The 16,157-nt window shown below is 50.6% G+C and carries 11 protein-coding genes; 3 read left to right on the top strand and 8 right to left on the bottom strand.

Going from position 1 to position 16,157, the window contains the following annotated elements:
• Window positions 1-254 precede the first annotated feature (254 nt).
• Window positions 255-752 carry an RNA polymerase sigma factor gene (locus tag Q0577_RS22530; RefSeq protein ID WP_298740341.1) on the top strand — a complete coding sequence of 166 codons (498 nt, stop codon included), beginning with the start codon at window positions 255-257 and terminating at the stop codon, window positions 750-752.
• Window positions 753-767: 15 nt separating this feature from the next.
• Window positions 768-1,892 carry a DUF5009 domain-containing protein gene (locus Q0577_RS22525; protein WP_298740340.1) on the top strand — a complete coding sequence of 375 codons (1,125 nt, stop codon included), beginning with the start codon at window positions 768-770 and terminating at the stop codon, window positions 1,890-1,892.
• Between the two features lie 89 nt (window positions 1,893-1,981).
• Here the strand turns inward: Q0577_RS22525 and Q0577_RS22520 are convergent, their stop codons facing one another.
• The 8 genes from Q0577_RS22520 to ligA form a co-directional block, all read right to left on the bottom strand.
• On the bottom strand, window positions 1,982-3,181 hold the full coding sequence (locus tag Q0577_RS22520; protein ID WP_298740339.1) for a sterol desaturase family protein: 1,200 nt from the start codon (window positions 3,179-3,181) through the stop codon (window positions 1,982-1,984).
• 115 nt (window positions 3,182-3,296) lie between these two features.
• Window positions 3,297-4,691: an RtcB family protein gene (locus tag Q0577_RS22515; RefSeq protein ID WP_298740338.1), complete on the bottom strand. Its 1,395-nt coding sequence runs from the start codon at window positions 4,689-4,691 to the stop codon at window positions 3,297-3,299.
• Window positions 4,692-5,440: 749 nt separating this feature from the next.
• Window positions 5,441-6,007: a DinB family protein gene (locus Q0577_RS22510; RefSeq protein ID WP_298740337.1), complete on the bottom strand. Its 567-nt coding sequence runs from the start codon at window positions 6,005-6,007 to the stop codon at window positions 5,441-5,443.
• Between the two features lie 977 nt (window positions 6,008-6,984).
• Window positions 6,985-8,070: a PA0069 family radical SAM protein gene (locus Q0577_RS22505; RefSeq protein ID WP_298740336.1), complete on the bottom strand. Its 1,086-nt coding sequence runs from the start codon at window positions 8,068-8,070 to the stop codon at window positions 6,985-6,987.
• Window positions 8,071-8,275: 205 nt separating this feature from the next.
• Window positions 8,276-10,054, bottom strand: coding sequence for a hypothetical protein (locus Q0577_RS22500; protein WP_298740334.1), 1,779 nt, complete (start codon window positions 10,052-10,054; stop codon window positions 8,276-8,278).
• Window positions 10,055-10,122: 68 nt separating this feature from the next.
• A complete protein-coding gene (locus Q0577_RS22495; protein ID WP_298740333.1) occupies window positions 10,123-11,556 on the bottom strand; it encodes a glycoside hydrolase family 125 protein in 1,434 nt (477 codons plus the stop codon).
• A gap of 133 nt (window positions 11,557-11,689) precedes the next feature.
• Window positions 11,690-12,127, bottom strand: coding sequence for a nucleoside deaminase (locus Q0577_RS22490; RefSeq protein WP_298740331.1), 438 nt, complete (start codon window positions 12,125-12,127; stop codon window positions 11,690-11,692).
• A gap of 46 nt (window positions 12,128-12,173) precedes the next feature.
• The gene (ligA, locus tag Q0577_RS22485; protein WP_298740562.1) at window positions 12,174-14,330 is read right to left on the bottom strand and encodes an NAD-dependent DNA ligase LigA; all 2,157 of its coding nucleotides are present in this window, start codon (window positions 14,328-14,330) and stop codon (window positions 12,174-12,176) included.
• Between the two features lie 172 nt (window positions 14,331-14,502).
• On the opposite strand from ligA, the gene Q0577_RS22480 reads away from it, so the two are divergent.
• Window positions 14,503-16,152, top strand: a complete 1,650-nt coding sequence (locus Q0577_RS22480) for an amidohydrolase (protein ID WP_298740330.1) — start codon at window positions 14,503-14,505, stop codon at window positions 16,150-16,152.
• Window positions 16,153-16,157: the final 5 nt, after the last annotated feature.

Here is a 16,157-nt window from a genome sequence, read left to right as displayed (position 1 = left end):
CACAGTTGTAACAGTATTATTCTCCTGAGCATGAATTCAAAAATGACTTTCTCGATTAATTAACAAAACCTCCATCCAACCTATTTTACCCCGCGGGGCATGGGCAAATCAGGTGCAAATCTATTAAAAATAACCTATTTGCATTAGCTGAATGAAAATCAGCAAAATAATAGTTTCTCATTATATATCAACCCGCTATTTTAGGATTTCCCGCTTTTTTTGTTTAAATTAGCTATAAGTAAAATCAGTCAAAAATGTCTTCCCCCGAATTTGCTGACCTGTTGCTGCATCAGTCTGACTTCCTGAAGCCTTTTGCAATAGTGCTTACCAGAGATTCGGAAACCGCACGCGACCTCTACCAGGAAACCATGTACCGCGCACTCGTTCACCAGGAAAAATATATGGAAGGCACCAATATCCGGGCCTGGCTCTTCACCATCATGCGGAACCTGTTCATTAACCATTACCGCCGCAAAGCCAAACAACAGCTTTTCCAGGACCATGTAGCCCGCGACCTCGCCCTGCTGCAGCATTCCTACGTTAACAACGAAGCCGAAAGCAGCCTGCGGATGAAAGATATACAATACGCTATTTACCGTCTTCCTGTCCTCTTCAAACGCCCTTTTCTACTGTATTATGAAGGTTTTAAATATTATGAAATTGCCGATATGCTGCACGAGCCTATGGGAACCATCAAAAGCCGTATCCATTTTGCACGGAAAATGCTGAAAAGACAGATCACCTCCTATTAATTTCCGCTTAACTTAATGAGCCAACCTACACAACGTTTCCTATCGCTGGATGTATTCCGCGGCCTTACCGTGGCCGGGATGATCCTTGTCAACAACCCGGGCAGCTGGTCTTACGTATACACGCCGCTAAAACATGCACACTGGCACGGCTGTACGCCTACCGACCTGGTATTTCCCTTCTTCCTCTTCGCAGTAGGCAATGCCATGAGCTTTGCCATGAAGAAATACGAAACTCAGGGCCACCAGGTTGCGCTGAGGAAAATATTAAAACGGACATTGCTGATCTTCCTGATTGGCCTGGTGCTCAACTGGTTCCCTTTCTTTAAATGGGAGGGCGAACAGCTGGTAGTCAAGCCCTTATCTCAGCTGCGCATCCTCGGCGTACTCCCCCGTATAGCCCTCTGCTACGGCATAGGCGCCCTCATTATCCACTTCGCAGGCGAACGCCGGGCCTTCTTCATAGCCGGCTGTATCTTACTGGTCTACTGGTGGATCCTGCTGGCTTTCGGGCAGAACGATCCTTACAGCCTGGAGGGTTACGCCGGACTACGGCTGGACAAGTGGCTGCTGGGGCCTCAGCACATGTACCGGGGCGAAGGCGTACCCTTTGACCCCGAAGGTATCCTCAGTACCCTCCCCGCAGTATGCAATGTGATCTTCGGCTACATCGCCGGCTCCTATATCCAGCAGAAAGGAAAGGATTTTCCCATGTTATGCGGTCTGCTGATCAGCGGCTGCCTGCTGGTGTTTGCAGCCCTCTGCTGGGATTTGGTGTTCCCCATCAATAAGAAGATCTGGACCAGCTCCTATGTACTGTATACCGTTGGTATTGCCCTCCTGCTGCTGGCCATATTAATGTATGCAATAGAATTCAGGGGCTGGAAACGTACCGCTGGCTTCTTTGAGGTATATGGCAAAAATCCTTTGTTCATCTACGTAATGTCCGGGGTGCTGGTAAAACTATACTTCCTGGTTCGCACCGGGCCCAATCAGAACCTCTACGGCTGGCTGTACGAACATATATTCCGGCCCATCGGGGGCAATTACCCGGGCTCCCTGCTCTTTGCCCTGTTCCATGTAGGCCTGTTCGGACTGCTGGGCTGGTGGATGGATAAACGTAAGATCTATATCCGGGTGTAAAAAGATGCAGGTTACGGACGGATTCAAACCGCCGTGAAGGTTTTGCGGACCTTTACCTCGTCTCTCGGCCACGTAACCTGCATAGTATCTTAAGCGGGTGCGCCGTACAAAAGGCGCAGATAGCGTTGTTCAATAGTTGCCTTAAAATAAAGGATCAGGGGCTGCACCAATGCCGCCGTCCACAGTAAGGCGGGATGCGGCCAGCAGTAATACACGGCAATAAACACCACCAGCAAACGGGCATACTCCAGGTAAAACACCCATCTGCGCTGCTCCAGTATAGCGCCGCTGTTCACCAGCGTTAGCAATATCACCAGGGTAATACATACCTGGATGAACACCGGCGCCTGTTCTTCCAGCAACAGGAAAAAGAACAGCACCGCAATAATAACCGCCGTCTGGCCCAACACATAATGCTGCAGCCGCCGGGTAGCTGCACCGGTACTGTTGCGGAACAGAAAACGCTCCTCCAATACTGGCCTGATGCCCGGGTTAATGTGATCCGGCTTCCCGAATACCACCTTCCATTTCTGTTTCCAACCCTCCGCCCTGCGGTAGGCATACACAATCTCCAGCAGGAAATGAAAGTGCTGCCACAAAAAACTATGGCTGTTGAGCGGCTTCGTGAGGCCATACTCCGGCTCCTCATCTTCCGCTGCAAAAGTGCCGAAGATCTTATCCCAGATGATCAGCACATCGCCATAGTTCCTGTCAAGATATTTTTCATTGCTGGCATGATGTACACGGTGATGAGAAGGCGTAACCAGTATATACTCCAGTATGCCCAGCTTCCCGATAGTACGGGTATGGATAAAGAAAGGATACAGGCCATGCACCAGCTGCACACTGATGATCATAGCCGGCGGAAAACCGATCACCGGCAATACAGACCAGAACATCATCCGGGCAAATGCCTGGAATACCGTGATGCGTGCAGATACCGTATAGTTAAAATCTTCGCTCTGGTGGTGCACCACATGAGCGCCCCACAGGATGTTTATCTCGTGCGCCAGGCGATGGTACCAGTACCAGATAAAATCTGTACAGATCAGCAAGGCTATCCATAACAGTACGCCGGAGCGTATGTCAAAGACACCGAAATGCCGGTGCAGATAATCATAAACAAAGTAAAAGATGCCCACCGTAAAGGTGTCCAGCAGACGTTCGGCAATGCCGACATTCAGATTGGTGATGGAATTACTGAAGGTAAAATACTTCCATCCTTTTTTACGCGCCACCCAGTATTCTATTCCCATAAAAAACAGGAACAGCGGAATGGCCCAGGCCATGTGATTTAAATGCATAGGATCTGAGCAATCAAAATAAGGTGGTGGTAAACAGCTACAATAATAAGGTATTTATTTTAATTACCCTACAATTTTTGTAGACTTTATACCTGCCTTCTTATTCCGCTGCCATCCGCACAATCTTCGGGCGGAAACTTCCTATCACATCTACCAGGCTGCTTTGCGCCGCCATCACTTCACTGATATTCTTATACGCCCGCGGCGCCTGGTCTGGCCCACCGCCAAACAGTGTTACGGCCTGCTCTTCCAGTTGGCTGCCCAGCTCCTCTTCAGAAATAGCAGCTGCTGCCTTTGCACGAGACATGCGGCGCCCTGCTCCATGCGCGGCAGATTGCAGGGAACGCGCTTCTCCCCTTCCCCGCACAATATAACCGGATGCTGTCATAGAACCCGGGATAATACCCATTACTCCTTTACCCGCAGGCATTGCGCCTTTACGGTGCACAATCAGTTCCTGCCCGTTGTGGATCTCTTTCCATGCAAAATTGTGAGGCGTCTCTATTCTGGCCAGCAGTTGTGCCCCCATGGCCTTCATAAGACGGCTGTGTATAAGATGATGACTGGCGCTTGCATAACTGCCCGCCAGGTTCATAGACCGCCAGTATTCCTGCCCTGCCTCGGTATCGAGCTCCAGCCAGGCCAGGTGCTGCGCGGCAGCAGGTAAGGAGCACAGCTCACGGGCAAGGCGGGTATAATAAGTGGCTACCTGTGCGCCCAGGTTACGGGAACCGGAGTGAGACAACAGACCGATATAGGCGCCCGGCGGCAGGTTAAAATCATTCGTGCCGCTGATTTGCACAATGCCCCAGTCAACAAAATGGTTACCGTCGCCTGAAGTGCCCAGCTGCAATGCGGCTCTTTGCTGCAGGCGGCGCAGCAGCGGCAGCTCGCGGAAAAGCGGATGTTCCAGCACTGTATCCTCTGCCGGGGCCTCCCATTCTCCACTGCAGCCAAAACGGGTGTGTTGCAGGAGCGCCTGCTCAAAACGCGCGGCCCGTTTCTCCAGCTGACTTATCGGGAGGTCCAGTATGCTAAGACACATGCGGCAGCCTATGTCCAGCCCTACGCCATAAGGTATCACCGCATTATTCGCCGCGAGCACGCCGCCAATCGGCAGGCCATAACCCTGGTGTGCATCGGGCATCAGCGCCCCGGCTACTGCCACGGGCAAACGCACCGCATTGTTCATTTGCTGAATGGCCCCTGTTTCAATAAAGCCCGCGCCATATATTTCATAAGGCACCGGAATTTCTTTAAGGGGGGTGTCCTTATCCCCCGGGGTTTCCATCAACCGCCCCGCTACTTTCCTGAGGGCGCTGTCAGAGAGATAAGATAAAGGATCGGTCAGTACCTGTTTAAGGATGTGCAGGGCGGCTTCTTCAGTATGGTGTTTGAACTGCTGTTCCATAGCGCTGATGGCCAGGTTTATAACGGGCCCCTCGGGGAACCCGATGCTACGAAGTGCTGTACAGGTAAGTTTCAGTCTTGTCATAACAGTAGCAGATATGTTTGTTTACAATTCATGGTGGAAAAGGCTTGTTTCATTTTCCGTATTCAGTGCTTTACCAGTGCACTCGCAGCCCTTGTTTGCTGCCGGCCCCTGGTAAAGTTGAATACAAGACATCAAGCGTTACGGCGCTTTTGAATTGGGATCAATGCAAACAGAGACGAAAAAATATCTTACAAAAAAGCCCTGCTCGTTATACACGGGCAGGGCGCTTAAATAACGTTTAGGTCTATATTACGTTATCGCATACCTTGCCCTGTTGACCCTGACATTGTCAAGGTCAAGCCCGAACCATTTCCATATGTTTTCCGCTATCCTGATCATACTCCACCTGGTAACAAAAAAGCCCGGCTTTTCAGTAAGCCGGGCTTTTCGTTATATACATAAATCACTTTGATCTATCGATAATAATAACATGCCCGGCACCTACGATTGTCCACCTTCGCGGATGGCATCGCTGATTGTATGTTAGTATGAATGTATCGCATGTTATGTTTGTTTTATGAAAAATTAACGGAGCAAAGATACAGTGATTATTATAGATAGTACAATTTTTCACCGTCTTTTTTTTGAAAAGGTCCATAGCCCATGGACGATAATCCGGAACAATTTCTCCGTCATATAGCAACTGTATTGCGCATTCACTGCGGACTATTAACCATGGACCATGGACCCAGATATAAATGAACTCCGAAAGCAGGATTAACAACAACAGATGAGGCTTGGTCGACCGTTTATATCAATTCCATGCTGGTTGCAAACTGCTTCTGCAGGCGTTGCAACTGGCGGATATGCCTTTCAATATGTTTGGTCAGGAAGTAGATATACTGGTAGATATCCAGCTTGCCCAGGTTGTTTACAGACATATTCGTAAACACCAGCAACCCTTCCCCGTTCTGCAACAGGCTGAGGTTATACCAGCACTGTGCAAACTGTTGCTTCAGCAATGCCCTGATCTCCTGCATGTCTTTCATGCCGGTAGGCTCCATGTGATCGGGGCGGATCCATCCAAAAGATTTACTGCCTATCACATCTATCTGCTCAAACTTGTTGAAGTAGTCGCCGGGCAGCACCACATTGTGGCCGTTCTTCTTACGTTCCAGCGCCCTGCGTGTTGCCTTGTTGATGATCAGCAACAGGAAATAATTGGTAAGGCTGATGTGCTCCAGCACTTCGTGAGCGTTCCACTGATCCGGGCCGGGTTTAAAATCCAGTAAAGCCGGCTCTTTTTCAAACCAGGTATCCAACTCTCTGAAGTTGGTAAGCAAAGCCTCTCTTACAACTTGAATAACGTTTCTCATGATCTCACTATTTGGGGTTATGCACCTTCCTGATCCTAGTGTATACGGGCTAGTACATAACTATATGAATATTTAAAACAAAAAACCCGGTTCGCTGTATCAACGAACCGGGTTCCTATAGCAAAACTAGGGCCGTTTTACTATCGTATTCCTGGTCCGGTTGATACCTGGGGCACAACATCTCCTGTACGTGTTATCCGCATGCCTTTTGGCAATAATTTAACACGATCGACAGTTGCTGGTTGCTTTGTTTGGTGCTCAGTCATCATTACTTTCTCTCTAAAGCAAAAAAAGTCCCGCATTTTCTCTGCGGGACTTTCTGTTATATCACTTGATAACTTATTCTGTTAACAATTGGTGCAACATGCCCGCAATCCGCTCCTGACCTGCTTCTTTAGCTTACAGGACACCGCAGAAATTGTATGTTGAAGATTGCGTGACATTTTTTCTCTTTTGCTGTTACAAAGATATTTTTATTTTTTCACTACACAAAATTCGCCAGCGTTTTTTTTGCTGAATTAATAATTTTTTTATAAATGGCGCGTTGCTGCCTGTAAATGGCGGGGGAAAGTAAGGTGATTAGCTATTACTGCTTAAATAATAGATATAGATGTTAGTATGCAGTATGCAGTGTTCAATATTCAATATTCAGTAATCAATAACCAGTTGTCAGTTATCAGTTGCCAATGGTACCCGCTCAGGCCCAAACGTTTCCAGTAACAATGGTCTGCAGTCCACTGGCCACAATCCATACCGCGGGTGTTCAATGCTTTTGCCCGCCACCATAAACGGTACGGCCTGGAGCCCGTGGTCCGGAGACGGATCATTGTTGGCGGCAGACATCTTTGATTGGGTTATGTCTGTTACATCATTATTACTATTTGCTTACCCCCGGATCATCCATACTCCGCTAAATACGCTCATCTGAAAACGCGCTGCTGACAACTGATAACTGACTATCGTCAACCTCCAATTGATCAAAAAAGCTTTAACTGTGGCGTTGGACGCTGGAACAACGATGTATTAAACTCAAAACGTTCATTATTAAGACCATACTTTCTGGCATGCACCTTGAACTGCTGGCGGATCAGATCAGCTATATTACCATCGCCCCGCATCCTGCGGCCAAATTCGCTGTCGTTCACCTTTCCTTCATGCATGCTCTCTATCATATGCCACACTTTGTCCGCCCGGTCGGGGAAATTTTTGTATAACCAGTCGTTAAAAATAATCTTCACGGCATCATTCAAACGCACCACCGTGTAACCTGCAAACTTTGCCCCGTTCTGCGCCGCCATCTCCAGCAGCTGGGGCATCTCATGATCATTGAGGCCGGGGATCATCGGCGCCGTCATCACCCCCACCGGTATGCCTACCTCACTCAGCTCTTTCACTATCCGGAAGCGCTGGGCCGCCGTAGTGGTACGCGGCTCCATTTTCTGCCGCAGGTCTTCCTGCTGCGTAGTAATAGACACGTATACACATACCAGCTTATCCTGAGCCAGCTTCTGTAAAAGGTACTTATCCCTGAGCACCAGGGAGTTCTTGGTGATGATGCCCAGCGGCTGCTTATATTCCAGCGCCACTTCCAGCAGCTGGCGGGTGACGAACATCTTCCGCTCCAGCGGCTGATAACAGTCTGTATTACCGGAAAGACTGATGGGTTTAGGCACCCAGTTCTTATTATCCAGGAACTTGCGCAACAGCTCGGGCGCATTACGCTTCACAATAATCTTGCGCTCAAAATCAAGTCCGGCACTCAGGCCCCAGTACTGATGGGCATTACGTGCATAACAATAGATGCACCCATGCTCACAGCCCTGGTAAGGGTTCATGGAATACCACATCCCTACATCCGGACTGTCCACCTTATTTACCAGGGTCTTGGCATGCTCCTCTATCACCTGGGTAGGTACATCCGCCTGCCACCATTCGTCTATTCCCTCCGGGTGCTCCTGTGCATACTCAGTATTCAGAAATTTGTTCTTAGGATTCAGTTGCGCGCCTCTTCCTTTATAATATGGGTTTTCAGGTGCACCACCTTCCACGAAAGGCAATGTCATATACTAACATTTTTAGTAAAACTACTAAACATATTAGTAACCTGCAAATAAAAGTTTTGGTTTAAGGTTTGAAGTTTGTTAAAAGTTAGATGTTTGGAAACAAGTCTATCTATCATCCAGCCAATCTGGCAATGCTTGATTAGCCAGGCCACCTGCCCCTGCACTTCCAACCTCTGACAAACTTCAAACCTCAAACATCAAACTTTCAAATTATGCCCATCTGCTGCATAAGGAAAGTAGCGTTCTTATTGTGCGCAACGCCTTGTCGGATTCTGTAGTCAAAAAAGAGGTGGTTGTCCTGGATGGTGCTTTCAAAGCAGAAATTCCGGATACTTTGCGGGTAGCTTTGCTCCATCTGGCCCAGCTCCAGGTCGTGCGTGGCAATCATACCCAGGCAGTTGTACTCCAGCAGGTGGGTAATGAGCTGCCGCGATCCGGTCAGCTTGTCTGCTGAGTTGGTGCCCTTTAATATCTCATCCAGCAGGATGAACACCTGTTCTCCGCGCTGCAAAGCCTTTACTATCTGCTGCAGCCGCAGCAGCTCCGCCTGGAAATAAGAGGTATGACGGGCAATGGAATCCCTGATACGCATGGAGGTCATAATATGCAGGGGGGTGAACGAAAATGCTGCTGCGCATACCGGGGCGCCGCACATCGCCAGCAGCAGGTTGCTGCCTACGCTGCGAAGGAAAGTGCTCTTACCGCTCATGTTCGATCCGGTAATGATCAGGAAATGCTGCGGACGGCCAACTGTAATATCATTCACCACGCATTCCGCTGCGGGGATCAGCGGATGGCCCAAAGCGGTAGCAGCTAAACCAGGCTCCTTATTCAATTCCGGGTAGATATTGGCGGGGTGGTTAAATGCAAAGGCAGCCAGGCTGTTCAGGGCTTCCATACGTGCTATTACCTGCAGCCAGCCGGTTACTTTATCGCGGTACTGCACTTTCCATTTCTCCAGGCTGAAAATACAATGTATGGAATATAGCAGGAAGGAGTTCAAAAAAACAGATATTATCAGGTTAATATTCTGGTCAAGGGCATTGCTGATACGCGCCAGGCGGTTCAGTGCAACATCCGCCACTTTTGCCTCCGCCTGCTGGTCCTGCAGCAGGGCTGCTGTTCCAAACGGTTCCGCTTTTACCATATGCAGCAGCTGCGCAAACTTACGGAGAATGGGCTCCTTGCTGGTGAGATGCATATGCTGCTCCTTCATACCTTTGGCGTACTTGCCCAGTATGATCCAGTTAATGATCAGGAAAATAGTGGCAGGCATATAAAGCTGCGTATACGCATAAATGAATATGCACGCAATAAGACAGGCGGGACTTACCCAGCTGATAACCCGCAGCCATTTCTTTTCCAGGAATGTAATGGGCAGGGCTAACCAGGTTTGTAAAGCGGCCCGGTCGCCCGGCTTTTCACCAGCCAGCGTGGCATGAGCGCTGAACAGCTGCCGGAACTCCACCTTGGGCGCCAGCTCCCGGATGGCTTCCTGCCGTGCTTTTATCACAGCGGCATCCTGCGGGGGACGCTGCAGGGTGTCAGCCAGCTGCTGCCGCCCCATCAGCGTACCGGTTCGGTTCATATGCTGAAACAGCGACGCGGGGCCAAATACATCGAGGTCGGAACTAAAGGGATGCTGCTCATCCACCCAATCATTCCCCCCGTCAAACTGCGACTCGTTGGTGGCCAGGAGGTGCTGCTCCTTTTCATTCAGCGCTTCCAGGGTTTGCAGCAATTGCAGATGGTCTTTTACTTTCTGGTACCGGGCCAGGGCCACAATAAATACCGCCAGCAGCGCACCCAGGGGTAGCAGCCATATGGGCGGAAAGTTCTTTGCAATGTATTGCCAGGCGCACACCAGCATCCCCACAAAACATACCAGGCGAATGACACTGAGCAACTGCAGGCTGCCGCGGGCGTCCAGTATCTGTTGCCTCAGCTGGTCTAAACGTGCTGCATATATTTTTCCGGGATGCATAGCGGGAGATGATTAACGGGGTGAAGTTAAAAAGCGTGAAGGGCCGGGCAGCCCTTCACGCGGAAATATTATAAAGTATACTGCCGTTTCAGCAGATCGGGGTACTCCTGGCTCACTTTCATGATCAGTTCTCCAAATAACGTATTAGCCCATGCAAACCATTTACGGGTGAACTTCTTCGGATCATCCTTGTGATAAGACTCATGGATAAAACCGGTATCGCCATCCGTATTGCGCAGGGTGCGGAGACATTCCGCAATCTCCTCTTTATTATTGCTGGTGAGGGCTTTCATGATAATGCTCATAGGCCAGATATAATCTACCCCGGTATGCGGACTGCCAACACCGTCTCCATATTTCCCTTTATAGAACCAGGGGTGAAAACTGCTCCATACAAAATGGCGGGCCGTCTGGTACAGCGGATCATCTGCCGTAGTATATCCCAGGTAGGGGATAGACAGGAGGCTGGGCACATTGGTATCATCAATGAACAGGCGGTTGCCAAAGCCATCCACCTCAAACGCATACATATGCCCCAGGTGCGGATGCTCTACCACAGCGTAAGCCTTGATGGCCCTGTCCACTTCATCTGCCAGCGCCGTACATTCCTTCGCAAATGCACTGTCCTGCCATACGGTAGTGCTGATCTCCGCCAGCTGCCGCAGCGATACTACCGCGAACATGTTGGATGGGATCAGGAAGGGGAATACCGTAGAATCGTCTGACGGGCGGAAAGTAGATACGATCAGGCCCACCGGCAGAATGGGGGCGCCATAACCGCCATTGGCCACCGTGTCTGATTGTATGGGCGTGGTACGCTGGAACTTGTAAGGCCCGTTGCCGTCTTTCCGCTGCTGCTCCTTAAAGGTCTTAACGATCAGGGCCGCTGCCTTGCGATACTGATCATCCAGCACCTTGGCGTCGCCGCTGATCTTCCAGTAGTTATAGGCCAGGCGCACGGTATAGCAAAGCGAGTCTATCTCCCATTTACGCTCGTGCAGCTCGGGCTTCATATCGGTATGATCTTTTTCCCACTCACTGCCGGTTGGCCCTTCGTTGAAGGCATTGGCGTAAGGGTCTATCAGGATGCATTTGGTCTGACGGTTAACTACCCCGGCAATCAGCTGCTGCAGGGCGGTTTCCTCTTTTACCAGTGAAAGGTAAGGCCACACCTGTGCGGTGGAGTCGCGCAGCCACATGGCATGAATATCACCGGTAATCACAAAGGTGTCCGGCTTGCCATCCACCATCCTGAAACTAACGGTGGTATCCAGGGTATTCGGGAAGGCATTCTCAAATATCCAGGCCAGCTTCGGATCGGCAATCTGCTTTTTGATCCCGGCAATAGCCTTCTCTACCGCCTGGCTGGTGAACTTACGCTTGGCCAGTGGGGGGCGTTGTGATACATACCCATCCCAGCCGAGTACCTTTTTCGGGAAGCCCAGGCCTACAGCGCCCGCCAGCAGGCTGCTGTTACGGATAAAATCTCTTCTTGCTACCATAAGATTAATGCTTTACAGATGCACAAGATAGAAAAAAGTTTGAGCTTGGAATTAATCGGGTCAGATCACAGGCTTTGAAGTGAACAGCGGCAGGGGGAATACATTTAAAGTTCAACAAGCTGAAAGAATAAGCTTATCTCCTTTTCTCAAAAAAAGTTTTTACCAGCTGCAGGCTCTCTTCACCACCCGGGCCCTGCTCCAGCCTCGTCTTGGGGTGAAAGGGCGACTGCTCCCCCGTAGAACGGCGGTAGCTGTGCTTATCGTCCCGCGCAGCATAAACAATGCGGCCTATTTTACTCCAGTATAAGGCGCCGGCGCACATCAGGCATGGCTCCAGTGTTACATACAAAGTTGCCTCCATAAGGTATTTGCTGCCCAGGAAATTGAATGCGGCCGTTAACGCCAGCATTTCCGCATGGGCAGTACAATCATTCAGTCTTTCTACCTGGTTATAGCCCCGGCCAATTACCTGGTTGTTCATCACCACCACAGCTCCTACGGGAACCTCGCCATCGTCAAAAGCCTTGCGCGCTTCCTTCAGCGCCTGCTGCATGAAATGTTCGTCTGTCATTATTAATTGAGCTATTAGCTGTTGGCTGTCAGCCCTTAGCCAAAAGCTAAATGCTAATAGCCAGGAGCTTAATAAATTCGTCTTCTGTCAATACCTTAATCGTATTGATCTTCTTTGCTTTTTCCAGTTTGCTGCCTGCATCCTCTCCTACCACCAGGTAATTCAGCTTGCTGCTTACGCCGCTGAGGATCTTGCCCCCCTGCTGCTCTACCAGTTCTTCCGCATCGCTGCGCTTTAGTTTTGACAGGGTACCGGTGAACAGGAATGTTTGTCCGTCAAGGCTGCCGCCCCCTACCTGTGCCGAGTTGGTATTCTGCAGGTTCACACCCAGCGATTCCAGTTTTTTAAGCACTGCTACATTGTCTTTATTGTCAAAGAACTGGCGGATGGAACCCGCCACCTTGGGACCAATATCTTCCAGCGCCAGCAGCTGTTCCTCGCTCCACTCCGTATAGTCGAGCAGGTGGCTCACCGCATTGGCCAGTGTTTTGGCCGTAGTCTCTCCTACATAACGGATGCCCAGCCCGAACACCAGGCGGTGCAGCGGCTGTGTTTTGGAGTGCGCTATGGCCTCCTGCAGGTTGGACAAAGATTTTTTTCCAAAGCCTTCCAGCTGTTCCAGCTTACTGAAATCCAGTTCGTAGATACCGGGAATATCCTTCATCAGTCCCAAAGTATAGAACTTGCGCACATTGCTTTCGCCCAGGCTGCGGATGTCCATGGCGTCTTTGCTCACAAAGTGGATCATACGCTCTATCACCTGTGCTTCACAGTTGATATTGGGACAGCGCCACACACTTTCCCCTTCAGGCTTCTCCAGCCTGCTGTTGCACACCGGGCAATGTTTGGGAAATACAATATCTTCTTCTGATCCGTCGCGCAGATCAGCCACTGATTTAACAATGTAAGGGATCACATCTCCTGCCCTTTCCACCAGCACGGTATCGCCTATCTTCAGATCTTTTTCCCTCACTACGTCTTCATTGAAAAGAGAGATGGAACCCACCGTAACACCACCAATAGGCACGGGATCGATCTTTGCCACCGGCGTTATAGAGCCGGTTCTGCCTACCTGGAACTCTACCTTGCGCAGCTTGCTGGTGGCCTGTCTTGCCTTGAACTTATAGGCAATGGCCCAGCGTGGATGGTGGGTGGTCATGCCCAGCTTATCCTGCAGCGCATAATCATTTACCTTGATCACCATCCCGTCTATTTCATAGGGCAGGTTATCGCGTTCGTGCTCAAAGGCATTGCAATAGTCGATCACCGCCTGTATGCCTTTTACCACCCGCTTTTCCTTGGAAGGACTGCGAAAGCCCAGTTCAGTAAACAGGTCCAGCGTATTGCTGTGCGTAGTGATCTCTTTGGGTTCTGTTACGCCCTTCTCCATTACGTGATAACTCATGTGGTAGAGAAATGCTTCCAGGCCTCTTTTAGCTACTTCTTTCGGATCTATGATACGCAGCGAGCCGGAAGCCGCATTACGCGGATTAGCCAGTGGCGGCAGGTTTTCCGCGGCACGCTGATCGTTGAAGGCCTTGAAAGTATCTTTGTTGATCAGTACTTCTCCCCTGATCTCTATGGTATGGACACCGTACTTACTGAATTTGGCCGCAGGCGGAATGAACTTGATCTGCATAACGTTCTGCGTAATATCTTCCCCTACCACGCCATCGCCGCGGGTAAGGCCGCGCACCAGTTTATCATCTTCATACAGCAGGGAGATACTGGCCCCATCAAACTTCGGTTCTATGCAATATTCAATTTCCGAAAGACCGGAGAGCTCACGTGCTTTACGGTCCCAGTCTATCAGGTCATCTGCGTTATACGAGTTATCAAGGCTCAGCATCGGTACCAGGTGAGGTACACTGGGAAATGCTTTGGCAGCGCCTCTGGTAGCTTTGGTGGCTCCCGGCGAAGCAGCCGCCAGTCCCTGGGCCACCTTCTGCGTAGGTGAATCCGGACTAACCAGGTGGGGGTTCTCCTTTTCCAGTTGTTTCAGCCAGGCAAACAGCTGATCATATTCATAATCGCTCAGCACCGGGTCGCTCTGCACATAGTAGCGCCAGTCATTGTAGATGATCACGCGCTGCAATGCCTCCATCGTTTCTTCAGGATTATTCAGCAGCTGCTGTTTAGCATGCCTGGCCAGCAGATCCTTAGCCAGTCTGGAAAGGGTGATTTCTATTTCCTTCGTATACATATTGTTCAAAACTGTGTGTAAATTTAAGTCATACGTTTGAGGTTTGGGGTTTGAAGTTTGAAGTTGGTGGCAAGTGAGTGGTTAACTGCAAGCCGCCCTGCCTTGACAGTGGTCCGATACTTTCAACATCCAGCCAGCTTCAAACGTCAAACTTCAAACATTAAACTTATCTATGCAACGTCTGTCCTTCTGCTTACTAGCCATCCTATGCTGGAGCTGCAACACCCGCAAACAAGCCGATCTTATCATTCATCATGCAGTGATCTATACCGTGAACCAGCAATTTAGCCAGGCGCAGGCCATTGCTGTGAAAGACGGTAAGATCCTGGCCCTGGGCAGCGACAGTGAGATACTGGATCAGTATACCGCTCGCCGCGTGGAGGATGCCGGCGGCCATTTTATCTACCCCGGCTTTATTGATGCCCATGCCCATTTCCTGGGATACAGTATCAGCCTGCAACAGGTAAACCTGGCAGGCACCCAAAGCTGGGACGAGGTTATCCGGCGGGTACAATCCTTCACTGCCACACAACAGCTGCAGGCTGCAGACTGGATACTGGGCCGCGGCTGGGATCAGAACGACTGGGAAGACAAAAGCTTCCCGGATAAATCCAGGCTGGACAGCCTCTTTCCGCATACCCCTGTGTTACTGGGAAGGATAGATGGCCACGCTGCCATTGCCAACCAGGCAGCCCTGGATGCCGCGGGCATTAAAGCCGGACAAACACTCACCGGTGGTGAGATAGAGGTGAAGAAAGGCCGGCTTACCGGCATCCTGGTTGATAATGCTGTACGCCTGGTACAGGAAAAAGTACCTCCTCATTCCGCCGCCTTCCTGCAGAAAGCACTGCAAAGCGGCGCGGCTAATTGCTTTGCCGCCGGACTTACCACAGTGGCAGACTGCGGACTGATGAAAGATGAAGTGCTCCTCATAGACTCCCTGCAGCAACAGCAGCAGCTGAAGATGCGGATCTATGCTTTGCTGAGCGACAGCTCCGTGAACTATGATTACTACCTGCCCAAAGGTCCTTATCGCACAGACCGCCTGCACGTAGGCGGGTTCAAGTGTTATGCAGACGGCGCCCTGGGATCGCGTGGCGCCTGCCTGTTGCAGGATTATACAGACAGGCCCGGATGGAAAGGCTTCCTGCTGCGCGACAGCAGCTACTTCGCCGCCAGGGCCGCACAGCTGATCAATACTAAATTCCAGCTTTGCACACACGCCATCGGCGATTCCAGCAACCGGGAAATACTCCGTATATACGCCTCCGTGCTTAAAGGCAAAAATGACCGCCGCTGGCGCATTGAACATGCGCAGGTAGTAAATCCGGCAGACATGAACCTGTTTGGTGAGTATAACATCATCCCTTCCGTACAGCCTACTCACGCCACCTCTGATATGTACTGGGCAGGCGCCCGTTTGGGAACTGACCGCATCAAACATGCTTACCCCTACCAGGAGCTGCTGAAACAGAACGGCTGGCTGCCCCTGGGTACCGACTTCCCCGTGGAAGATATCAGTCCATTAAAAACCTTTCTCGCCGCAGTAGCCCGTACAGATACCAGCGGATACCCCGCAGGCGGTTTTCAGCCGGAGAATGCGCTGAGCCGTAAAGAAGCCCTGCAGGGCATGACCATCTGGGCCGCCAGAGGATGCCTCGAAGAAAAGAGCAGGGGCAGCCTGGAACCCGGCAAGCTGGCAGACCTGGTGATACTTGACCAGGACCTGCTGCAGGTACCCATGCAAGAGCTCATGCGTACCCGGGTGCTGGCTACCTACAGCGGAGGAGAACAGGTATATCAGGCAGCGGATACAAAATAAATATC

Origin of the sequence: uncultured Chitinophaga sp. (assembly GCF_937898475.1) — a bacterium.
Taxonomy (GTDB): Bacteria; Bacteroidota; Bacteroidia; order Chitinophagales; family Chitinophagaceae; genus Chitinophaga.
Note: the sequence above shows the minus strand (reverse complement) of the source record. Positions and strands in the feature narration are given on the sequence as shown.

Bases quoted from the DNA above. Each gene is read 5' to 3' on its own strand.
- Q0577_RS22530 (WP_298740341.1), top strand. From the start codon at position 255: ATGTCTTCCCCCGAATTTGCTGACCTGTTGCTGCATCAGTCTGACTTC.
- Q0577_RS22525 (WP_298740340.1), top strand. From the start codon at position 768: ATGAGCCAACCTACACAACGTTTCCTATCGCTGGATGTATTCCGCGGC.
- Q0577_RS22520 (WP_298740339.1), bottom strand. From the start codon at position 3,181: ATGGCCTGGGCCATTCCGCTGTTCCTGTTTTTTATGGGAATAGAATAC.
- Q0577_RS22515 (WP_298740338.1), bottom strand. From the start codon at position 4,691: ATGACAAGACTGAAACTTACCTGTACAGCACTTCGTAGCATCGGGTTC.
- Q0577_RS22510 (WP_298740337.1), bottom strand. From the start codon at position 6,007: ATGAGAAACGTTATTCAAGTTGTAAGAGAGGCTTTGCTTACCAACTTC.
- Q0577_RS22505 (WP_298740336.1), bottom strand. From the start codon at position 8,070: ATGACATTGCCTTTCGTGGAAGGTGGTGCACCTGAAAACCCATATTAT.
- Q0577_RS22500 (WP_298740334.1), bottom strand. From the start codon at position 10,054: ATGCATCCCGGAAAAATATATGCAGCACGTTTAGACCAGCTGAGGCAA.
- Q0577_RS22495 (WP_298740333.1), bottom strand. From the start codon at position 11,556: ATGGTAGCAAGAAGAGATTTTATCCGTAACAGCAGCCTGCTGGCGGGC.
- Q0577_RS22490 (WP_298740331.1), bottom strand. From the start codon at position 12,127: ATGACAGACGAACATTTCATGCAGCAGGCGCTGAAGGAAGCGCGCAAG.
- ligA (WP_298740562.1), bottom strand. From the start codon at position 14,330: ATGTATACGAAGGAAATAGAAATCACCCTTTCCAGACTGGCTAAGGAT.
- Q0577_RS22480 (WP_298740330.1), top strand. From the start codon at position 14,503: ATGCAACGTCTGTCCTTCTGCTTACTAGCCATCCTATGCTGGAGCTGC.